Source organism: Actinoplanes sp. NPDC000266 (assembly GCF_042899005.1).
Taxonomy (GTDB): Bacteria; Actinomycetota; Actinomycetes; order Mycobacteriales; family Micromonosporaceae; genus Actinoplanes.
This window is the reverse complement of sequence record NZ_JBIAZI010000007.1, coordinates 431,877-447,356: the sequence shown is the minus strand read 5'-3', so window position 1 is coordinate 447,356 and position 15,480 is coordinate 431,877. Positions and strand designations below refer to the sequence as shown.

Here is a 15,480-nt window from a genome sequence, read left to right as displayed (position 1 = left end):
CTGGCATTACTGCCCTCGCGCGGAAAACAGAGAAGCCTTGATCGGCATGACGACTATGGCAGAGCGGCCGAGAGCGACGGCCGGCAGCGACTTCGCGGAACTCAACCGGCGGATCAACGCGGCCGGTCTGCTGCGACGGCGCCCGGGCTACTACGTGCTTCGCCTCGGGCTGGTCGCCGCCGCGCTGGTGGGCGGATGGAGCGCCTTCTTCCTGGTCGGCGCGTCGTGGTGGACCCTGGCGGTGGCCGCCTTCCTCGCCGTGGTCTTCGCGCAGACGGCGCTGGTGGCCCACGACCTGGCCCACCGGCAGGTGTTCCGGACGAACAAGCCGAGCTCCCGGGCCGGCATGATCGTGGCCAACCTGGCCATGGGCATGTCCTACGGCTACTGGATGGACAAGCACACCAAGCACCACGCCAACCCCAACCACGACGACCTGGATCCCGACGTCGGGCCCGGCGTGCTGGCCTGGTCGCCGGAGAACGCGCGCGGCTTCATCGGGAAATATCAGGCCTATCTGTTCTTCCCGTTGCTGACGCTGCTGGGTCTCTCACTCAAGAAGGACAGCGTGCGGGCGCTCCTCAACGGCACGGTCAAGAAGCACCGGGGCCTCGAAGCCACACTGCTCGGCATCCACTTTGTCGCCTATATCGCGGCATTAGCGCTTGTGCTGTCCCCGCTCCAGGCGCTCGCGTTCTTCGTGGTCCACCAGGCGATCTTCGGGGTCTACCTGGGCATGACCTTCGCGCCCAACCACAAGGGCATGCCACATCCGGACGGCACCGAGGACTTCCTGCGCAAGCAGGTGCTGACCTCGCGCAACGTCCGCGGCGGCGCGATCGTGGACGTGGCTCTCGGCGGGCTGAACTACCAGATCGAGCATCACCTGTTCCCGGCCATGCCGACCCCGAACCTGCCCAAGGCGCAGCCGATCGTGCAGGCGTACTGCGCGGAGATCGGGGTCTCGTACGAGATGACCAGCCTGACCGAGTCGTACCGCCAAGCCTTGAGTCATCTGCACGAGGTCGGCGCCGATCTCCGCGCCGGGCGCTAGCGCGGGATGTTGCGCAGGTTCGTGCGGGCCAGCTGCAGCATCTGGCCGACGCCGCCGGCGAGCACCGTCTTGCCGGCGGCGAGCGCGAACCCCTTCGCCTCCTCGGCCGTGATGTGCGGCGGGATCTCCAGCGCGTTCGGGTCGGTGACCACGTCGAGCAGGGCCGGCCCGTCGTGGTCGAGCACCGAGCGCAGGGCCGCCCTGAGCTCGTCCGGCTTCTCCACCCGTACGGTGTGGAAGCCCGCGGCCCGCGCGATGGCGGCGAAATCGACCGCGTCGTGATCGGTCTCGTAGGGCGGGTCGCCGGCCACCAGCATCTCGAGGCGGACCATGCCCAGACTCGAGTTGTTGAAGACCACGACCTTGACCGGCAATTGATGGGTACGGGCCGTGAGCAGCTCACCGAGCAGCATGGCCAGCCCGCCGTCGCCCGACATCGAGACCACCTGACGTCGCGGGTCCAGCTTCGAGGCGCCGAGCGCGTGCGGCAGGGCGTTGGCCATCGTGCCGTGCACGAACGAGCCGAGGATCCGGCGCCGCCCGTTCGGGGTGATGAAACGGGCGGCCCAGCTGCAGCACATGCCCGTGTCGACGGTGAAGACCGCGTCGTCGTCGGCCTCCTCGTCGAGCACCCGAGCCACGTACTCGGGGTGGATCGGCACGAGATTGTCGACGTCGTGGGTGTAGGCGTTCACCACCTTGTCCAGCTCGTCGACGTGCTTGTGCAGCATCTTCGACAGGAACTTGCCGTCCTTCCGGCGCAGCTTGGGCAGCAGCGCGCGGATGGTCGCGCCGACGTCGCCGGCCACGCCCAGCTCGAGCGCGGTGCGCCGGCCCAGCCGCGACGGGTCGATGTCGACCTGGATCGTGTTCTTCTGGGGCAGGAACTGGCGGTACGGGAAGTCGGTGCCGAGCAGCAGGACCAGGTCGGCCTCGTGCATGGCCTCGTAACAGGAGCCGTAACCGAGAAGACCGGTCATGCCGACGTCGTACGGGTTGTCGTACTGCAGCACGTCCTTTCCGCGCAGCGTGTGCCCGACCGGCGCGTTCAGCACCCCGGCCAGCTGGAGCACCTCCTCCCGCGCGCCCGTGCAGCCGATCCCGCCGAAGATCGCCACCTTGTGGGCGGCGTTGAGCCGTACGGCCAGATCCTCGATGACCTCGGCCGGCGGCGCGCCGATCACCGGACCGGCCACGGGATGGCCCGTGCCGGTCTCGCTCGTGGCCTCCATCGACAGCACGTCACCGGGCAGCACCAGCACGGCCGCGCCGCGCTTGCCGACCGCGGTCTGGATGCCGACCCGGGCCATCCGCGGCATCTGCTCGGGCGACGAGACCATCTCGGTCCAGTGGCTGGCCTGCTCGAACAAACGCTTCGGGTCGGTCTCCTGGAAGAAGCCGGTGCCGATCTCGGTCGAGACGATGTGCGAGGCGAGGGCCAGCACCGGCACGCCCGAGCGGTGCGCGTCGAAGACGCCCTGGATCAGGTGGGTGTTGCCCGGCCCGCAACTGCCGGCGCAGACCGCCAGCTGACCGGTGAGCTGCGCTTCCGCGGCCGCCGCGAACGCCGCGGCCTCCTCGTTGTGCACGTGCACCCATTCGATCTCGTCGCTGCGCCGGATGGCGTCGCTCAGCGAGTTGAGGCTGTCGCCCACGATCCCGTAGATGCGCCGCACACCCGCCTGGATCAGCACCTCGACCAGCTGGTCGGCCACCGTCTGACTCCTGCCGAACATTTCGGCCTCCCGCCCTCGTTGATACGCCGTCTACCTACCCGAGGCGGTCGCCGGCACAACGGAGTCGCTCCTCACACCGGGTTGATCTAAGGTATCGATGCACGTCAGGCACCACACGGGGGACAAATGAAGAAGAGCTTGCTCATCCTGGCCGTCGCCGGTTCGGTTCTCGCCGGCTGCGCGCCATCCGTACAAATCGCCCATGGCCGGTCGTCCGGCTCGCCGGCGTCGTCCGCGGCTCCGGCCCCGGCGCCGGCCGACACCGCCAAGCCCGACCTCATCGCCGCGCTGCAGAAGACGCACAAGGCGACCTACAAGTTCGCGGTGAACGCGGCCGCGCCCGAGAAGCAGCGCATCCAGGGCGGCGGCTCGTTCGACCCGAAGGCGAAGAAGCTCTCCACCACCACGAAGGTCACCGGCGGCAAGGACCCACAGTCACGCCAGCGGATCATCATCGCCGGCGACCTCTACGAGAAGGACGCCGGCGAGAGCACCTGGGTCCACCTCGACCTCAAGCGGGTCAAGAAGGACTCGTACCTCCAGGTCGACATGACCGACCCGAACGGCGTGGCCGCCTTCACCAAGTCCATCGATACCGTACGCAAGACCGGCCCCCGCGGCTTCAAAGGAACCTTCGACCCGAGCGCGGGCTCCGAGGACTTCCTGCCGATCGGCGCCCCCAGTATCTGGATCATCGGTGGCACGGCCGACTTCACCGCCTTCACCGACGCCAACGGCTGGGTCACCCGGATCGACGTGCAGGTCAACAACAAGGAGACGCTGAAGATGACGACCACCTTCAGCGCGCACGGCAAGCCGGTCAGCGTCGCCAAGCCGAAGCGCGTCGGCGAGGCGATGGACTTCTACTACGACTAGTTGACCCGGGCGGCGGCGATGGGCCTGTCCGCGATCGGATAGGTGTTGTCGCCGCCGCTGTTCGCGCTCCACCGGTAACCGGCGAACAGGCCGGCGGCGTCGGCGTAGAACATCATGTGGCCGATGCCGGCGCCCTGGAAGTTGCTGACGTCGTCGACCATGCGCGTGTCCGGATAGGGCGCGTAGGTGGCCTTCCCGTAGACGCCGTGCGGGTCGGCGGTGCAGTCGACCACCTCGACCGCGTACTGCTTCGCGCCCGCGATCACCGGGCCGTTCGGGTTCTCGCCCTTCGGCTCGCGCACCATCACGATGTGCCCGCTGTTCAGCTGACCCGGGCCCTCACGCCCCGGGTCGTAGTCGATCGCGACCAGGTCGCCCGGCCGCAGATCGAGGACCCTCTCGACACGCCGGAACCGGGGGCAGGAGCCGGCCGCGAAGACCCGCCGGTAGTCCTCGGCCTCCGGGGACTCGCCGAAGTACTGATCGAAGAAAGAGCCGGTCACCCAGGGGTACGTCTGTTTGAGGATCCCCGAGACGAACGAGGCACATCGAGCGCGGGCGATCCAGGTGGCCGGATCACCCGGCGCCCCGAAGACGAGCGCGGCCGGATTGTCCATGTCGTACACGTTGTTGGCCCTGGCCTTGCGTCCGGAGATCACCTGGACCTCGCCGGGGCTCAGGGCGCGCTGGTAGATCCGCACGTCGGAGATCGCGCCGTCCCAGCGGTTGGCCGGCGCGCTGTTCCAGGTGGCCCGTCCGACGTGGAGGCTGGTCGTCGCCGCCCAGGGAGTGATCGCGGGAGCGACCTCGGCGCCGGGCACGCCGTCGACGAAGAGCCTGATCGTGCCGCCGGTGCTGACCCCGGTGAGATGGACCCAGGTCGCCCGCGGGTCGCCGCCGCCGCTCCCGCCGACGGCCGACGCCTTGGCCGAGCCGGCCGGATCACGAACCTTGAACGCCCAGCCGAGCTCCGGATCCCACTGGAGCAGGAACCGGCTGGTCACGCCGGAGTCCTGGCTGACCGCGGTGAACATGGAGGTGAGGGCGGCGGCCGCACCGAGCCGTACCCAGGCCGAGACGGTGAAAGGCGCGCTCGTGTCGAGAACGGCGGCGGCCGCCGCGGTGGCGGCCGGGGTGGTGTCGAAGCTGAGCTCACCACCGGCCCGCAGGGTGGTGAAGGTGGTGCCGCTGCCCCGGGTGAGCGTCTTGCCTCCCACGCGGTCGACGGCGTCACCGCAGAGCGGCCAGTGCCCGGCCGGCCCGTCCGGCAGGTGACCGGCCGCGAGCAGCCGCTGATATTGCACCATCTGCTCGGCGACGATCAGATGAGGCGCCGACACGGCCAGGAACGGCCGGTCGAGGGCCTCAGCCACCGCCCGCTCGGGCGCGGCGAACGCTCCCACGCCCACCGCGGCCGCCCCACCGAACAACCCACGCCGGCTGACACCCATCGATTCTCCCTCGCGTCGACGCCGGGAGTGTATCGACTGTGGTTGGTGGCAGGGGCGGGATTTGAACCCGCGGTCTCCGGCTTATGAGGCCGGCGAGGACTCCGAACTCCTCCACCCTGCGAGTGCGCCGCCAGGGACTCGAACCCCGAACCCATCGCTTAAGAGGCGATTGCTCTACCAGTTGAGCTAGCGGCGCCCAGTGCCCCCGGGGAGATTCGAACTCCCGATCTCCGGCTTCGTAGACCGGCGCGCTGTCCAGCTGCGCTACAGGGGCTTGCATGTCGTCGGGTGGTGTCGAACCAACCGGCCTCCGCCTTATGAGGGCAGCGCTCTACCGCTGAGCTACGACGACTCGTTCATGGCGTGACCGGCGCGTTGGGTGGGTAGCGCAAGTATTCCCGCCCAGCTAGCCGTAGCCGGCCCGCGCGGTCACGTCATCGACCCATTTCTGGGTGCTATTGAATGGTGCGGAAATAGAATGCACGGGCGGCAGGAATTGAACCCGCAACCTTCGGCTTTGGAGGCCGCCGCTCTACCAATTGAGCTACGCCCATAGGAAACGAAAAGCCGCCCGTCCCGAAGCGGGAGGGCGGCCGACGTACAGCTGCAAGTCAGCTGTTTCGCCTGCAAACTCCCGGGATGTCTCGTCGCCAGGACACCGAACCGCACGCGCGGAGGGCGACCATGCCGGCGGTCTGCCGCTTCATCTCGCTCCCCCTTAAAACGTGTTCCCGTTCGGACGAGACAAACATTAGTCGGCGCCGGCCATTCTGACAATCCCTTTTTCTGAAAAGAACTGTTGACTTGAAGTGTGGTTCAAGTAGGAGGGTGTGTGCCATGAGAGCAGCCGCGTTCGATGAACCGGGACCACCCGAGGTGCTGAGGGAGATGGAGGTGCCGACCCCGGAGGCCGGGGCCGGCGAGGTGCGCGTGCGGATCCGGGCGGCCGGCGTCCAGCCGTACGACTGTGCCGTCCGCGAGGGATGGAACCCAGCCGGAGCACCGCCGGGGTTCCCGCGGATACCGGGCAACGAGTTCGCCGGCGTCGTCGATCAAGGAGACGCCGAAGGGCAGGAGGTGATCGGCTTCGGGATGCTGGGCGCCTACGCCGAATACATCGTCGTGCCGGCCCACCACGTGACCGCCAAGCCCTCGGCGATGCCGTGGGAGGTCGCCGGCGGCTTCAGCGCCGGCGCCCAGACCGCGCACATCGCCCTGCTCGAGCTGGGCGTGAACAAGGGCGACACCCTGCTGATCCACGGCGCGGCCGGCGCCGTCGGCACGGTCGCCGTCCAGCTCGGCCTCGCCTGGGGCGCCACCGTCATCGGCACCGCCGCCCCGGCCAACCACGACTATCTGCGCGAGCTGGGCGCCGTCCCGATCGCCTACGGCGAGGGGCTCTCGTCCCGCGTCCACGACGTCGCCCCGCACGGCGTCGACGCCGTTCTCGACGGGGCCGGCGGCGAGGCGCTCGACCTGTCGCTCCGCCTCACCCCCAACGTCCTCACCCTGGTCGATCACGGCCGCGAAGGCGTCAAGGTGACCCCGCCGCTGCGCTCACGGGAGCGGTTGGCCGAGCTGGCCGGGATGTACGCCGACGGGCTGCTCCGCGTCCACGTCCGGGCCGCCTATCCCCTGGCCCGCGCGGCCGGCGCCCACCGCGACGTCGGCTCCGGGCACGGCCGCGGCAAGGTGGTGATCACCGTCTAGTAGCGGAAGACCCGCACCAGCGCCGTCAGGTCGTCCGCCAGCTGCGAGAGGTTGGCCGCCGCCTGCTGGGTCGTCGCCGCCACGCCCGCGGTCGACGACGCCACGTCGGCCACGCCGGTGATGGTGTGGGCCACGTCGCCGCTGTTGGCGGCGGCCTCGGTCACCGTGCGGCTCATCTCGGCCGTCGTCGCGGTCTGCTCCTCCACGGCCGAGGCGATCGTCGTCGTGTATTCGCCGATCTGGTTGATGACCTCGGCGATCTCGCCGATCGCGGCCGCCGCGGCCGTGCTCGACGTCTGGATGGCGCCGATCCGGGCCGTGATCTGCTCGGTGGCCTGTGCCGTCTGCTGGGCCAGCTCCTTCACCTCGCCCGCCACCACCGCGAAGCCCTTGCCCATCTCGCCCGCGCGGGCCGCCTCGATCGTCGCGTTCAGGGCCAGCAGGTTGGTCTGCTCGGCGATCGACGTGATCAGCCGGACCACCTCGCTGACCTCGGCGCTGGCCGAGCCGAGCTCCGCCACCTGGCCGTTCGTGCGTTCGGCGACCGACATGGCCTGGTTGGCGACCTGCGCGGCCCGGGTCGCGTTGGTCGAGATCTCGGCGATCGAGGCCGTCATCTGCTCGGCCCCGGCGGCGATCGAGTGGACACCCGAGTTGACCTGCTCGCTGGCCGACCGGGCGGTCGTGGCCCGGCCCGAGGCGTCGGCCGCGCCCGACTGGAGCTGGGCGCTGACCTGGTTGAGCTCCTGGGCGGCGCCGGTCAGCCGGCCCGTGGAGTCGGCGATGCCGCGGATCGTCACCGCCACCTTCTCCACGAAGCGGTTGAAGGCGCCCGCGAGCTGGCCGGCCTCGTCGTCGCGGGTGATCGTCACCCGCTGGGTCAGGTCGCCGTCGCCGTCGGCGATCTCGGCCATCCGGTCACGGAGCCGCTCGATGGGCCGGACGATCGTGCGGGCCAGATAGAACGCCGCCGCGCCGGCCACGAGCACGGCGATCAGGGTCAGGATGAGGCTGATCTCGCGGGTCTTGTCCGCGGTGGCCAGGATCGTGGCGGTCGGCACCGACACCACCAGCGTCCAGGTGTCGCTGTCGCCCAGCGTCACCGGGGCCGCAGTCCACAGCGTCTCGTCGCCGCTGTCGGTGACCTCCTGCGTGGTGTCCCCGGCCTGCACGGCCTTGGCCGCCAGCGCGGCGACGTCGGCCGGGGCCGCCTTGCCGGCCGCGTCCGCGTCGCCCCCGCCGACCACCGCGCCGGCGGTGCTGACCAGCATGGCGCTGCCCGTGCCGAACGGTTTGATCGCGCCGACCAGCGTCTGAAGGCTGGCCAGCGACATGTCGATGCCGGCGACGCCGACGACAGTGCCGTTGCGTTCGATCGGCACCGAGACGGAAGTGATCAGAGTGTCGACGCCGCCCACCTCGTACAGGTACGGCTCGATCACCTTCTCGGCGCCGGTGGTCTTGGGGATCTGGTAGTAGTCGCCCGGACCGCTCTTGTCGTAGTCGACCAGCGGAGCCAGGGCGATCTTGCCGTTGTCGCGGTACCAGTACGGCACGAACCGCCCGGTCGCGTCGTCACCGGCGGCGGCGTTGCGATGCCGGCTGTCCCGCCCGTCGAACGCGCCCGGCTCCCAGCCCGTCCAGACGCCCAGGAAGTCGTCGTGGCCGGCCAGCACCGAGCGCAGCTGGGCGTTGGCCGTGGCGCGGCTCGACGTCACCGCGAGCACCTGGCCCAGGTCCCGGGCCGTGTCGAGCCCGCCCAGCACCACCTGCCGGACCTCGGTGGCGTTGCGCTGGGCGACCTCGTCGGCGTACGCGAAGCCGGTGGTCCGCGCGTCGTCGGCGTTGCGGTGGGTGATGTACCAGACGACCGCCACCATGGAGACCACCAGCATCAGCACCATCGAGACGATGATTCTCATCTTGATCGTGAGGGACACTTCTGGAGGCTCCCATGCCGGATGCCCCCTATGAGGGGATTTTTCAGATCCAGCGGCCGCCCAACCACATTCGCTGGGACCAGCTGTCGTACGGGATCGACGAGCCCACGAAGATCGGATAGAAGTACGCGAAGCAGAGGGCGACCAGGACCACGTACGCCGCCGCCGCGATCGTCCCGATCAACTGCCGGTCCGACCGCCCCGCCCCGGTCGCGACGCCCTCCCGCGGCGTCATGATCGCGCCGAGCACGTAGACGACCGCGAGGATCAGGAACGGCAGGGCGGGCAGCGCGTAGAACGAGAACATCGTGCGCCCGTCCTTGATCGCGTAGTAGAACCACGGGAGCAGGCCGGCCACCACGCCGGTGCCGATCGCCCAGGCCCGCCAGTCGCGGCGCGCGACGCCGAACCAGGTCAGGGCGGCCAGCGCCGGCAGGAACGACCACCACAGGACCGGGGTGCCGAGGAGCAGGATCTGCCGTACGCAGTTGGGCGCACCGCAGCCGGTCGCGCTGGGCCAGTAGAAGTTCACCGGCCGCCCCAGCAGCAGCCACTGCCACGGCCACGACTGGTACGGATGCTTCGAGGTCAGGCCACTGTGGAACTTGTACGCCTCGGAGTGGTAATGCCACAGGTTCATCAGCGCGCCGATGACCGGCGGCTCGCTCACGCCGTTGTCGGCCCGGTAGTGCCGGAAGTAGCCGGTGTCGGTGACGAACCACCCGGTCCACGTGGCCAGGTAGACCATGAACGCCGCGCCGAGCGCGAGGATCAGCCAGCCCAGGTCGCCGATGGCCCCGGCCAGGAACGGCCCGCGCACGCCGGCCGAGCGGCGGGCCTGCACCCGCCAGACGATCACCAGCGCCGCGAAGAACGGGGCGAAGAACAGCGCGCTCCACTTCACGCCGCCGGCCAGCCCCAGCATGAGCCCCGAGACCAGCAGCCACCACGGCACGATCCGGGGCACGCCCGGCGTGTTCTCCGGGTCGAACCCCTTCTCCAGCGCCCGCAGCAGGGCCCGCCGGTAGTGGTCGCGGTCGAGCACGATCGCGGCGAACGTCATCAGGATGAACAGGCCGAGGAAGATGTCGAGCAGCGAGATGCGCGACAGCACGAGCTGGTAGCCGTCGAGCGTCATCAGCAGCCCGGCCGCCCCGGCCAGCACGACCGAGTGGAACAACCGGTAGGCGACCCGGATGAGCACGAGGATCATCAGGATGCCGGCCACGGCGGGCATGAAGCGCCATCCGAGCTCGGTGTTGCCGAAGATCGACTCGCCGATCGAGATCAGCCACTTGCCGAGGGGAGGATGCACGACGTACGCCGGGCCGTTGGTCTTCTCGTCCCACTCGACGCCGTGCTGGAGCATGTCCCAGGCGTCGGTCGGGTAATACACCTCGTCGAAGACATAGCCCTTGGCGCTGGTGATGCCGTTCAGGCGCAGGATCGCCGCGATCACCACGATGACCCCGGTGACCGCCCACGAATGCGGGTCGAGCCAGTTGTCGAGGGTCGCCAGCCGGCGCCGGATGATGGCGGGCACGGCACGGAGAGCCGTCGGCTCCGGAGCCAGCGTTGTCGTCACCCCGCGATCGTAGGGCCGGGCACCGGCAAATCGATGCCCGGCAACGGACGAAATGTCAGACGGCCGGGGTCATGGACCATCCATCGCGGTACTCGACCCGCTTCGTTTGTACGACGGCGGGCCGCTCGACAAGCACACAACGGTCCTCACCGGGCCACCACCAGCCCGTCGATCGCGCCAGCGTCTCCCACGCGGCCAGCTCACGGCTCGCACGGGGCGTGGCCAGCCCGAGCCGGCGCAGCACGTCGACGTGGGCGATCCACCACGCGTCCTGCTGCCCGTACCAGCCCACCGGGGCCGGTCCGAGCGCCGCCCGCACAGACAGATAGAACGAGGAGAATGTCCGGAACAGCGAATCGCGTACACCCTGGGCCAGGATCTCCCGAAAGGGAAGACCCATCTCGAGGGCCCGCTCCGGCGGCAGGACGGGCCAGGACTCGCCTTTCTTGCGCTTGGGAGCGGGTCGGTCCGAGGGCGGTTCGGTGTACGTCTCGTCCACCGTGGACCTGAGAAAGGAAAGCCCCGCCGCGATGTCGCTGGCGATCGGCGGCCGCCCCGGCGGGCGCCGGGAGGCGACCCACGATCGCAGGTCGTCATGGGTGGGCAGGCCGTGCAGGTACGGTTTCGCCGCCCACGGCGAATCGACCCAGACGAACTGGGGGCGGCGGCGATAGATCGAGGCGATGGCCTCTTCGGTGACCTGGCGGTCGGCCGGCTCGGTGGAGAACCCGATGTCGAGCCACTCGCGGCGGATCTCCACCGCCTGCTGCCAGAGGTTGGTACGAAGCGCGGCGTCCCGCCGCGCGAGCGCGATCACAGCGCGAGGGCGCACGCGCCCTTCCGGGAGAAGATCATCATGGCGACCATGATGACCCTCCCCCGCCTCTTACGGCAAGCCGGTTATTTGGGAGCGTTCAGATCGTCGAGCCCCTTGACGGCCCCGCGCTGCAACGGAACCGGGTCGGTCTTGCGGGCCTGCTCGAGGGTGATCTCCTTGGCGGCCGCGTTCGCCTGGACGAGCTGGGGCTGCCGCTCGAAGAGCGTCTTGGTCAGGGAACAGGCGACGTTCGGGTCGAGGTCCTCGCGCACGAGAAGAACATTGGGCACGACGACGGTGGGCGTATCGGCGGCGAGCTTGTAGGTGGCAGCCGGGATGGCGCCGGCCTCGTACACCGGATTGATCTTCTGAAGCTCCGGCAGCAAGGTCGTGACATCGAGGAACTCGACCTGCCCGGCCGAGGTGGTGAGCAGATCGGTGATGCCCGGGGTGGGCAGCCCACCCGACCAGAAGAGGGCGTCGATGGAGCCGTCCTTCATGCCGTCGACGGTCTTGGTGAGGTCGAGTTTCTGGGCGCTGACATCCTTGGCCGGATCAAGCCCGGCCGCGGTGAGCATGCGGTTGGCGATGACCTCGGTGCCGGACTTGGGCGACCCGGTGGAGACGCGCTTGCCCTTCATGCCGGCGACGTCCTTGATGCCGGCCCCCTTGCGAACGATCACCTGCGTGTAGTTGGTGTGAATCCGCGCGAGAGCGGCAACAGGCTGCTTGCTGTCGAAGCTCCCGGTCCCGTTGACGGCGTCAGCGGCGGTGTCGGCCAGCGAGAAGGCAACGGCATATTGCCCGGCCACCACCTGCTGAATGTTCTGCACCGAGGCGCCGGTCTCGGAGGCGGTGGCTTTGAGCTTCCCGCCACCGGCGTTGATCTGCTCGGCGTAGGCGTTGCCCAGCGCGAAGTAGACGCCGGTGGCGTTCCCGGTGGCGATACCGACCCGGGTCTCATTGTCCACATTGCACGTGACATCACCGCCGGAGTCGGTCGAGGCCGCATCCTGGCGGCCGCCGCAGCCGGCCGCCCCCACGAGAAGCACCGAGGCAAGCAGGACAGGCAGCCCCACCCGCCGACCGGAACGCCCACCCGCAATTCGCACCGCACGACCGCCCACAGCCGGCACCGCACGACCGCCCACAGCCGGCACCGCACGACCGCCCACAGCCGGCACCGCACGAACTGCTGCGGGCTCGGCCGCACGGGCTGCTGCCAGCCCATCCAACCAAGTACCTTGCCGAGCAAATCCGATATTTCGCTTCATATCAACCCCGTTCATCAGGAGAGGAGGAGGGCGGAGAAGAGATTGGAGCGGAGGGCCGGGCGGAGGTCTCACCAGAGGTCGCGCCGGCCGGTGCCGCGGGAGTCGAGGAAGTCGCGCCGGCCGGTGCCGCGGGAGTCGAGGAAGTCGAGGCGGTCGGTGCTGCGGGAGCTGAGGCGGGCGGCGCTCCGGGCGAGGCAGACGAGCCGGCAGGGCCCGAAGAGGACGCCCCGGCGGAAGGCGAGGACGACGGTGCGGCGGAAGGCGAGGAAGACCGCCCGGCGGAAGACAAGGGAGAGGGCGCGGTGGAAGGCGAGGGAGACGGGCCGGGCGGCGGCGCTGAGGGATCGGAGCGGCGGCGGTCGATGAAAGTCCAGGCGATGGCGACGAGGAAAAGGGCTACGCCTATGGCGATCGCGAGCGGTGACAAATAGAGCAGGATCAAGCCGGCCAAGGCGGCCACGACCCGTGGGGCCGTGCCGGCTCGGCCTACGCCCAGGACCCAGCCGCCGCTTGCTATCGCCAAGGCCGCTATCGCCAGCATGGCCACCGCGGTGGCCCAGGTGACCTCCAGGAACGAGCCTCGGGCCAGCAGGTACGAGCCGGCCGGGGTCAGCACGAACGCTATCGGCGCCAGGAAAGCCGGCAAGGCGTACTTCAGCGCCTGCCACATCGTCGGGATCGTTCGGCCTCCTGTGATGGCGCTTGCTCCCACCGCGGCCAAGGCCGTCGGGGGCGTCACCTCCGAGAGGACCGAGTAGTAGAAGACGAACATCGCCGCCGCGGGGGCCGGCACGCCCAGGGCCAGCAGGGCCGGGCCGATGATGACCCAGCCGATGATGAAGCTCGCGGTGACCGGCACGGCCAGGCCCAGCAACGCCAGGGCCACGGCGGCCAGGACCACCGTCATGGCCAGCACCGCCGTCGGGTCCGTGAAGAGGGCCTGAGCACCCCGGACCAGCAACGACGCCAGTTGCGCGCCCAAGCCCGTCTTCGTTGTCGTCGCCGTGATGATGCCCGCGGCCGCGCAGACCGCCACCACCGGCAGGACGCCGCGGACGCCTGTGCTCAACGCCTCGAAGACGCGGCGCGGGGTCAGCCACGCCGTCCGGTCGAGGAACGAGAGCAGGAAGGCCAGCAGCGTCGCGTACACCACGGCCCGGGTCGCGCTCTCCCCCAGCGCCAGCAGCACCACGATCACGACCAGCGACGAGAAGTGGTAACCGAAGCGGCCCAGCAGGCGCAGGACGCTCGTCGGCGGGGCCGACAGCGACCGGACGCCGAACCGGCGTACGTCGATCTCGACCGCCAGGAGGATGCCCAGGTAGTAGAGGACCGTCGGGATCATCGCCCAGCCCAGGACCGTCAGATATGACACGTCGAGGTATTCGGCGACGATGAACGCGGCCGCGCCCAGCGTGGGCGGGGACAGGATCGCGCCCACGCCGGCCGCGGCCAGCATGCCGCCCGCCTGTTCGGCCGGGTAACCGGCCCGGCGCAGCATCGGCCAGGTGACCGCGCCGACGCTGACCGCCGTTGCCGTGCCCGAGCCCGAGACCGTGCCGAGCAGGAAGCCGGCGGCCACCGCGGTGCGGCCGGCCGCGCTGCGCGAGCGGCGGAACGCGGCCACCGACAGGTCGACGAAGAAGCGGCTGGCGCCGCTCAGGTCGAGGACGGCGCCGTAGATGGTGAACAGCACGATGTACGTGGCGGCCACGTCGAGCGGGGTGCCGTAGAAGCCACTGCCCGAGTTGTAGAGCGCGTCCACGATCTGCGCGAAGTCGAGGCCGGCGTGCGCGATCGGCCAGCTCTGCGGGAGGAGGCCGCCGTAATAGGCGTACCCCAGGAAAGCGAGGCAGACGACGGGCAGCGCCCAGCCGGTGGTCCTCCGGCAGGCCTCGACGACCAGCACCAGCATGATCGCGCCGAAGACCACGTCGATCGGGTCGAGCAGGCCCTGACGGTCGAGGAACGCGTCGTAGCCGCCGTTGAACGGGTTCAGCGGATAGAGGCAGACGACCAGGGCGGCGACGGCCAGGATCCAGTCCGGCACGGTCGGACGATCTTTGAGCGAGGATCGCGACTTGTACGCCAGGAAGACCAGCGGCAGCGTCCCGGCCAGGAAGATGATCAGGTAGTACTGGCTGCCCCGGGCGAGCGGCCGGAACACCTGCCAGAGGACGAGCACGGCGACGGCGAACGCCACGATCGAGACGGCGAGGCCGACGCGCCCGGTCAGACGGCGGGCGGGCAGCTCCTCGTCGTCGTAGACGACCGGCGGGGCCAAAGATCGATCATCGCCCATGGAACGGACAGTAACCGACTCGCACCCGCCGGGAAACCCGGTTCGCAACCGTGGCCCGGCCCAATGGACGCATGACCGTGCAGATGGAGTTCCGGCAGCACGACGGCGGCCTCGCGATCGACTTTCCGACGCTGCGCCGGCGCCGGATGTTGGGCCTGGTCAACGGGGTTACGGTGGCGACGCTGGCCGCCGACGGGGGCGATGCCCTGAGCCGTTCCGGCATCGTGCGCAGCGACATCCGCTGGGGCTTCGGCACCGCCACCGGCGTCGCCAAGGGCGTACCCCTGACGATCCGCCTGCGGCTGGTCAGCGCCACCTCGGGCCGGCCGCTGGCCGGGCACGCGATCTATCTCTGGCACGGCGACCGGGACGGCGCGTACTCCCTCTACTCGCCGGGCATGGCCGGGCAGAACTATCTGCGCGGCATGCAGACCACCGACGACGCGGGCTGGGTGACCTTCACCAGCGTCTTCCCCGGCGCCTATCGCGACCAGTGGCCACATCTGCACTTCGAGGCGCAGCCGGGCCCGCGCGGCCAGATCTCCCTGCCGGGCGACGTCTGCGAGCAGGTCTACACCAGCAAGGGGTACGAGGGCAGCCGCGACCGCCTGACCGGGGCCGACCCGGCCGGCGCGGACCCGCACGCGCTGGCGATGGCCTGCGTCACGGGTGATCTTGAACGCGGCTTCACGGCCACCCGCACCATTAACATCTGAGCCCATCCGGGGAAAACTC

The 15,480-nt window shown here is 69.7% G+C and carries 11 protein-coding genes and 5 tRNA genes; 4 read left to right on the top strand and 12 right to left on the bottom strand.

From position 1 onward, the window contains the following. Positions 1-46: 46 nt before the first annotated feature. Positions 47-1,054, top strand: a complete 1,008-nt coding sequence (locus ACFY36_RS29610) for a fatty acid desaturase family protein (protein ID WP_499749170.1) — start codon at positions 47-49, stop codon at positions 1,052-1,054. Here the strand turns inward: ACFY36_RS29610 and ACFY36_RS29605 are convergent. Beyond that, positions 1,051-2,790 (bottom strand): pyruvate dehydrogenase, encoded by a 1,740-nt coding sequence (locus ACFY36_RS29605; protein ID WP_499749169.1) that lies wholly within the window; start codon positions 2,788-2,790, stop codon positions 1,051-1,053. The two genes, ACFY36_RS29610 and ACFY36_RS29605, sit on opposite strands and share 4 nt — an antisense overlap. 126 nt (positions 2,791-2,916) lie before the next feature. Between ACFY36_RS29605 and ACFY36_RS29600 the strand changes: the two genes are divergently transcribed. Continuing rightward, positions 2,917-3,666 (top strand): hypothetical protein, encoded by a 750-nt coding sequence (locus ACFY36_RS29600; protein WP_499749168.1) that lies wholly within the window; start codon positions 2,917-2,919, stop codon positions 3,664-3,666. Here ACFY36_RS29600 and ACFY36_RS29595 read toward each other — a convergent pair. From ACFY36_RS29595 to ACFY36_RS29570, 6 genes are all read right to left on the bottom strand, one after another. Beyond that, entirely contained in the window at positions 3,663-5,117 is a 1,455-nt protein-coding gene (locus ACFY36_RS29595; protein WP_499749167.1) for a LamG domain-containing protein, read from the bottom strand. The two genes, ACFY36_RS29600 and ACFY36_RS29595, sit on opposite strands and share 4 nt — an antisense overlap. 43 nt (positions 5,118-5,160) lie before the next feature. Next, a tRNA-Met gene (locus tag ACFY36_RS29590) sits at positions 5,161-5,238 on the bottom strand. A 2-nt stretch (positions 5,239-5,240) separates the two neighbouring features. Continuing rightward, a tRNA-Lys gene (locus ACFY36_RS29585) sits at positions 5,241-5,313 on the bottom strand. 4 nt (positions 5,314-5,317) lie between these two features. Then, a tRNA-Arg gene (locus ACFY36_RS29580) sits at positions 5,318-5,391 on the bottom strand. Positions 5,392-5,396: 5 nt separating this feature from the next. Further along, positions 5,397-5,469 (bottom strand) — tRNA-Met (locus tag ACFY36_RS29575). 129 nt (positions 5,470-5,598) lie between these two features. Beyond that, a tRNA-Trp gene (locus tag ACFY36_RS29570) sits at positions 5,599-5,671 on the bottom strand. 283 nt (positions 5,672-5,954) lie between these two features. On the opposite strand from ACFY36_RS29570, the gene ACFY36_RS29565 reads away from it, so the two are divergent. Next, complete coding sequence (locus ACFY36_RS29565; protein ID WP_499749166.1) at positions 5,955-6,827, top strand: NADP-dependent oxidoreductase; 873 nt, start codon at positions 5,955-5,957, stop codon at positions 6,825-6,827. On the opposite strand, the gene ACFY36_RS29560 is transcribed toward ACFY36_RS29565, so the two are convergent. The 5 genes from ACFY36_RS29560 to ACFY36_RS29540 form a co-directional block, all read right to left on the bottom strand. Continuing rightward, positions 6,824-8,767, bottom strand: coding sequence for a methyl-accepting chemotaxis protein (locus tag ACFY36_RS29560; protein ID WP_499749165.1), 1,944 nt, complete (start codon positions 8,765-8,767; stop codon positions 6,824-6,826). The genes ACFY36_RS29565 and ACFY36_RS29560 overlap by 4 nt on opposite strands. 43 nt (positions 8,768-8,810) lie before the next feature. Next, entirely contained in the window at positions 8,811-10,352 is a 1,542-nt protein-coding gene (locus ACFY36_RS29555) for a dolichyl-phosphate-mannose--protein mannosyltransferase (protein WP_499749164.1), read from the bottom strand. Positions 10,353-10,407: 55 nt separating this feature from the next. Next, positions 10,408-11,184 carry a DUF6745 domain-containing protein gene (locus ACFY36_RS29550; protein ID WP_499749163.1) on the bottom strand — a complete coding sequence of 259 codons (777 nt, stop codon included), beginning with the start codon at positions 11,182-11,184 and terminating at the stop codon, positions 10,408-10,410. A gap of 68 nt (positions 11,185-11,252) precedes the next feature. Then, positions 11,253-12,248 (bottom strand): TAXI family TRAP transporter solute-binding subunit, encoded by a 996-nt coding sequence (locus ACFY36_RS29545; protein ID WP_499749162.1) that lies wholly within the window; start codon positions 12,246-12,248, stop codon positions 11,253-11,255. Positions 12,249-12,444: 196 nt separating this feature from the next. Then, positions 12,445-14,745: a TRAP transporter permease gene (locus ACFY36_RS29540; protein ID WP_499749161.1), complete on the bottom strand. Its 2,301-nt coding sequence runs from the start codon at positions 14,743-14,745 to the stop codon at positions 12,445-12,447. Between the two features lie 71 nt (positions 14,746-14,816). On the opposite strand from ACFY36_RS29540, the gene ACFY36_RS29535 reads away from it, so the two are divergent. After that, positions 14,817-15,461, top strand: coding sequence for a dioxygenase family protein (locus ACFY36_RS29535; RefSeq protein WP_499749160.1), 645 nt, complete (start codon positions 14,817-14,819; stop codon positions 15,459-15,461). Positions 15,462-15,480: the final 19 nt, after the last annotated feature.